At 42.1% G+C, this 271-nt stretch carries 1 protein-coding gene; it reads left to right on the top strand.

Translation table 11 applies throughout. The features are described 5' to 3' along the window. Positions 1-271, top strand: a 271-nt coding sequence (locus tag R0J88_RS20350) for a S41 family peptidase (protein WP_410900927.1), incomplete at both ends; no start/stop codon positions are given.

Genomic DNA, 271 nt, shown 5'->3' with positions numbered 1-271 from the left:
AGGGGGCAACATCATTCATTCTGGATTTACAAAATAATGGTGGGGGCTATGTAACGACCGCTGAAAAGTTGATTGGGATGTTCCCAAATGCTCCGTATGCCTATAAACTTCATATGGCGCAAGATAGTTATCTTGAAACGTCCATATCGCAAAGTGTTAAGTTTCCAAAAGATACGCGCATTTTAGTGAATCGATACAGTGCAAGTGCCTATGAAATGACCGTTGCCGCATTAATCGACCAAAAGGCAGCCATTGTTTATGGTGAAACGAC

This window comes from Pseudoalteromonas sp. SIMBA_162 (assembly GCF_046535955.1).
GTDB classification, from domain to species: domain Bacteria; phylum Pseudomonadota; class Gammaproteobacteria; order Enterobacterales; family Alteromonadaceae; genus Pseudoalteromonas; species Pseudoalteromonas marina.
This window is presented reverse-complemented; position numbering and strand designations above follow the sequence as displayed.